Annotated in this window: 5 protein-coding genes and 1 tRNA gene; 5 read left to right on the top strand and 1 reads right to left on the bottom strand. The window is 30.1% G+C overall.

Annotated features, from left to right (window positions below):
- Position 1: 1 nt before the first annotated feature.
- Positions 2 to 86 (bottom strand) — tRNA-Ser (locus ABY863_RS12780).
- Between the two features lie 111 nt (positions 87 to 197).
- On the opposite strand from ABY863_RS12780, the gene ABY863_RS12775 reads away from it, so the two are divergent.
- From ABY863_RS12775 to ABY863_RS12755, 5 genes are all read left to right on the top strand, one after another.
- A complete protein-coding gene (locus ABY863_RS12775; protein WP_372795439.1) occupies positions 198 to 950 on the top strand; it encodes a sulfite exporter TauE/SafE family protein in 753 nt (250 codons plus the stop codon).
- A 69-nt stretch (positions 951 to 1019) separates the two neighbouring features.
- Complete coding sequence (aroC, locus tag ABY863_RS12770) at positions 1020 to 2075, top strand: chorismate synthase (protein ID WP_372795437.1); 1056 nt, start codon at positions 1020 to 1022, stop codon at positions 2073 to 2075.
- A 109-nt stretch (positions 2076 to 2184) separates the two neighbouring features.
- Complete coding sequence (locus ABY863_RS12765) at positions 2185 to 3087, top strand: MerR family transcriptional regulator (protein WP_372795435.1); 903 nt, start codon at positions 2185 to 2187, stop codon at positions 3085 to 3087.
- A 54-nt stretch (positions 3088 to 3141) separates the two neighbouring features.
- Positions 3142 to 4647: a phytoene desaturase family protein gene (locus ABY863_RS12760; RefSeq protein WP_372795433.1), complete on the top strand. Its 1506-nt coding sequence runs from the start codon at positions 3142 to 3144 to the stop codon at positions 4645 to 4647.
- On the top strand, positions 4631 to 5022 hold a 392-nt coding region (locus tag ABY863_RS12755), incomplete at its 3' end, for a phytoene/squalene synthase family protein (protein WP_372795431.1). The genes ABY863_RS12760 and ABY863_RS12755, both read left to right, overlap by 17 nt.

The following is a 5022-nucleotide window of genomic DNA, read 5'->3' as shown; positions in this document are numbered from 1 at the left end:
GCGGAGAAAGAGGGATTCGAACCCCCGGAGGTGTGACCCTCAACAGTTTTCAAGACTGCCGCATTCGACCACTCTGCCATTTCTCCTTTAGCGAGGGCAAATATAAAACCCTTTTTTGTTTTGCTCAAACTTTTTCACTCTTTTTTTATGAATAATTTTAATATATTTTAAAGTACATTTGATTTTCAATTTATTATATGGATTCAATAGTAGAAATAGGCGGTTTAATTTTAATAGGTTTTATTGCTGGAATTATAAATACATTAGCAGGAGGGGGGTCTTTGTTAACTTTACCAATATTAATTTTCTTAGGATTACCACCAAATGTGGCTAATGGTACCAATAGAATTGCCATTTTATTTCAAAATATTTTTACAACCGCGGGTTTTAAAAGTAAAGGAGTAATCACTTTTCCTTTTAGTATTTATCTTGGAATATCAGCTTTAATTGGTTCTTTAATTGGTTCTCAAATAGCAGTTGATATTAATGGAGAAATTTTCAATAAAATTCTCGCAATAATAATGGTGGTAATTGTGTTTTATATGGTTTTTAAACCTAAAACAACACTTTTAAATGTAGTAGAAAAAACATCTGGTAAATACTTGTGGATTAGTAGTGTGCTATTCTTCTTTGTTGGAATTTATGGTGGTTTTATTCAGGCAGGGGTTGGTTTTATTATTTTATTAGTTTTATCTTCAGTAAATAATCTCTCATTAGTAAAAAGTAATGCAGTTAAAGTTATGGTTGTTTTAATCTATACGGTTGCTTCTGTAGCTGTATTTGCTTATAATGATAAAATTAATTGGCAAATAGGTTTAACATTGGCAGTTGGAAATTCTGTTGGAGGTTGGTTTGCGAGCAGATGGTCAGTGAATAAAGGTGATGGTTTGGTACGTAAATTTTTAATTGTGATGGTTATTATAATGGCAATAAAACTCTGGTTTTTTTAAATTTATTTCAAAGAATATATCAACATTCTATAAAATTCTTTTTTTACATTTGTATCCTAAATAATTTATATGGCTAATTCATTCGGAAAAATATACACACTAACAACTTTTGGAGAATCTCATGGCGAAGCAATTGGAGGCATAATTGATGGTTGTCCAGCAGGAGTTGCGCTTGATTTAAATGCGATTCAAAATGAATTAGATAGAAGAAAACCTGGTCAATCTAAAATTGTAACGCAGCGTAAAGAGCCTGATGAGGTAAGGTTTTTATCTGGAATTTTTGAGGGAAAAACAACTGGTGCTTCCATTGGATTTATTATAGAAAATGTGCATCAACGTTCTAATGATTATTCACATATAAAAGATTCATACCGTCCTTCTCACGCAGATTATACGTATGATAAAAAATATGGGAATAGAGATTATAGAGGAGGTGGAAGAACTTCTGCACGTGAAACAGCCAATTGGGTTGTTGGTGGAGCAGTTGCAAAACAAGTAATTCCTTCTATTAAAATTAATGCCTTTACTTCTTCAGTAGGTAATATTTTTATGGAAAAACCATATCAAGATGTTGATTTTAGTGAAATAGAAAAGAATATTGTTCGTTGCCCTGATAAAGCTTCTGCTGAAAAAATGATAGCACGTATTGAAGAAATTAAAAAACAAGGTGATACTATTGGAGGTACTGTAACTTGCGTTATTCAAAATGTACCTGTTGGTTTAGGCGAACCTATTTTTGATAAATTACATGCGCAATTAGGGAAAGCAATGTTAACTATTAATGCTGTAAAAGGTTTTGAATATGGTAGTGGATTTTGTGGTGCTAGAATGAAAGGAAGTGAACATAACGATATTTTTAATGCTGATGGAAGTACCAAAACAAATCTTTCAGGCGGAATTCAAGGTGGGATAAGCAATGGAATGGATATTTTTTTTAGAGTTGCTTTTAAACCTGTAGCAACTATTATGCAAGCGCAACAAACTATTGATAAAGATGGCAACATTGTTGAAATGCACGGAAAAGGTCGTCATGATCCTTGTGTAGTGCCTAGAGCAGTGCCAATTGTTGAAGCTTTAGCTGCAATGGTTCTTACAGATTTTATGCTGTTAAATGCTAAAAGTTAGTTTTAACAACTATTATTAAACGGATTTCTTTAAAAGTGCTTCAATTTTGAAGCACTTTTTATTTATATAAAATAATATATTATATTTGTTTAATTAAAATATTTATACATTGAACAATATAAAAACAGAATTCACCATTAAAGATCTTGAAAATTTTTCAGGAATTAAAGCGCATACGATTCGTATTTGGGAAAAAAGGTACAATTTATTTGAGCCAAATAGAACTGATTCCAACATAAGATATTATGATATGGAAAGTTTGCAAAAAATATTGAATATATCCTTATTAAATAATAGCGGTTTAAAAATATCAAAAATTGCAGCCTTGTCTGAGAAAGGTTTGGAGCAACAAGTTAAAGAATTGATTTTTAAAGATGGTTTTGAAAACCAGGCTACAAATTCTTTGAAATTAGCTATGTTAAATTTTGATGAAAGTTTATTCAACAAAACCTACAATAGCTTAATACAGCAATTTAGTTTTAGAATTATTTTTACTAAAATATTCATGCCTTTTTTAAATGAAATTGGTGTTTTGTGGCAGATAAACTCAATAACACCAGCTCATGAACATTTTATTACCAATTTAATAAAGCAAAAAATTCATATCAATATTGAAAAACTTCAGGTATCACAATCTAAAAGCGAGGCACAAAAGTTTGTGTTGTATTTGCCTTTAAATGAAATACATGAACTGGGGTTGTTGTACTTGCATTTTGAGTTGTTATTCCACGGTCATAATTCTATTTATTTAGGACAAAGTGTACCTGTTGAAAATTTAGGCGATCTTCAAAAAGTGTATGATAACATATGTTTTGTTACTTATTTAACAGTAGAGCCTTCAAAAGAATCTATTGAACATTATTTGGAAGAAGTTAATTCGAAAGTCTTAAAAAACAGTAACGATATTTTATGGGTTTTAGGTGTTAAAACGGCTTTATTAGATGAAAATTTAGTTGATCTCTCTCAAATTAAAGTGTTTAAGTCTCCTTTAGAATTGTTAAATATTTTATAATTTTTTTTGAATAATTTGTTTTTGTTTAATATAATTGTATATTTGTTAAACAAAATGAAAGAAAAAATAATTATAATAGGCTCAGGATTCTCATCATTATCAGCTTCGTGCTATTTAGCAAAAGAAGGTTATGATGTTACAATTCTTGAAAAAAACGAAGGTGTAGGCGGAAGAGCGCGTTTACTTCAAAAAGATGGTTTTAAATTTGATATTGGTCCAACGTGGTATTGGATGCCAGATGTTTTTGAAAAATTCTTTGCAGACTTCAATAAAAAACCAAGCGATTTTTATGATTTAGAAAAATTAGCACCCGCATATCAGGTGTATTTTGATGTATTAAATTCTATAACTATTTCAGATAGGTTAGAAGAAATTTATGCTGTTTTTGAAAAAGAAGAAAAAGGAAGCTCGGTTTATTTAAAGAAATTTTTAAAAGCGGCGAAATTCAATTATGAGATTGCGGTGAATAATATGGTTTACAAGCCAGGAAATTCTATAACAGAATTAATCACTTTTGATACCATTAAAAATGTAAATCAGTTTTTTAAAAGTATCAGTACTGAGGTTAGAGCCAATATTAAAAGTAAAAAGCTAATTCAAATTTTAGAGTTTCCTGTGTTATTTTTAGGTGCTAAACCTTCCAAAACACCAAGTTTTTACAGTTTTATGAATTATGCCGATTTTGGTTTAGGAACTTGGCATCCAAAAGGTGGAATGTTTGAGGTTGTTAAAGGTTTTGTATCATTAGCAACTGAATTAGGTGTCACCATAAAAACAAATCAAAATGTTGAAAAAATTGTTGTTGAAAATGGTAAGGCTACAGGAGTTAAAGTTAATGGTGAATTTTTAACAGTTGATCTTGTTATTAGTGGTGCAGATTATCATCATTCAGAAACATTATTAGACAAAAAATTCAGAAAGTATTCTGAAAACTATTGGTCTGCCAAAACTTTTGCGCCCTCTTCATTGCTTTTCTATGTTGGCTTCAATAAAAAATTAAAAAACATTTCACATCACACCTTGTTTTTCGATACAGATTTTGATGTGCATGCAATAGATATATATGATAAGCCTAAATGGCCAAAGGAGCCGCTTTTTTACGCAAGTTTCCCAAGTGTAACCGATAATAGTTTTGCCCCTATTGGTAAAGAAGCTGCTACTTTTTTAATCCCAATTGCTCCAGGAATTGAAGATACTCCAGAAATTAGAGAGCGCTATTTTGTGAAAATTATTGATCGATTAGAAAAATTGACAAATCAAAAAGTTAGTGATTCAATTCTCTTTAAGAAGTCTTATTGTGTAAACGATTTTATAGCAGATTATAATTCATACAAAGGAAATGCATACGGATTGGCAAACACATTAACACAAACTGCATTTTTACGACCAAAAATAAAAAGTGATAAAGTAAAAAATTTATTTTTCACTGGGCAGTTAACCGTTCCAGGACCAGGTGTTCCACCATCGATTATTTCAGGAAAAATTGTGTCACAAATGGTTATAAAAGATGCTACTACTAAAAATAAATCAATCAAAAAAAAATATGAAACAGCTATTTGATCAAACCGGATTTGCCTGTAGTAAATTGGTTACAAAAAAATACAGTACTTCATTTTCATTAGCTGTAAAAATGCTGGCTCCTAAAATTAGAGAAGATATTTATAGTATTTATGCTTTTGTTAGATTGGCCGATGAAATTGTAGATTCTTTTCACGGTTATGAAAAAGAAAAATTATTGAATGAGTTTGAACAAGACTATTACAAGGCTTTCGCAGCTAACATAAGTTTAAATCCTATTTTAAATAGTTTTCAGCTTACAGTTAAAAAACACAAAATCACAGACGATTTAATTCAGGCTTTTTTAACAAGTATGAAACTTGATTTAGATAAAAACGACTATGAAACAAAAGCTGAATATGAAAATTATATTTATGG

Source organism: Lutibacter sp. (genome assembly GCF_041562875.1).
Taxonomy (GTDB): domain Bacteria; phylum Bacteroidota; class Bacteroidia; order Flavobacteriales; family Flavobacteriaceae; genus Lutibacter.
Note: the sequence above shows the minus strand (reverse complement) of the source record. Positions and strands in the feature narration are given on the sequence as shown.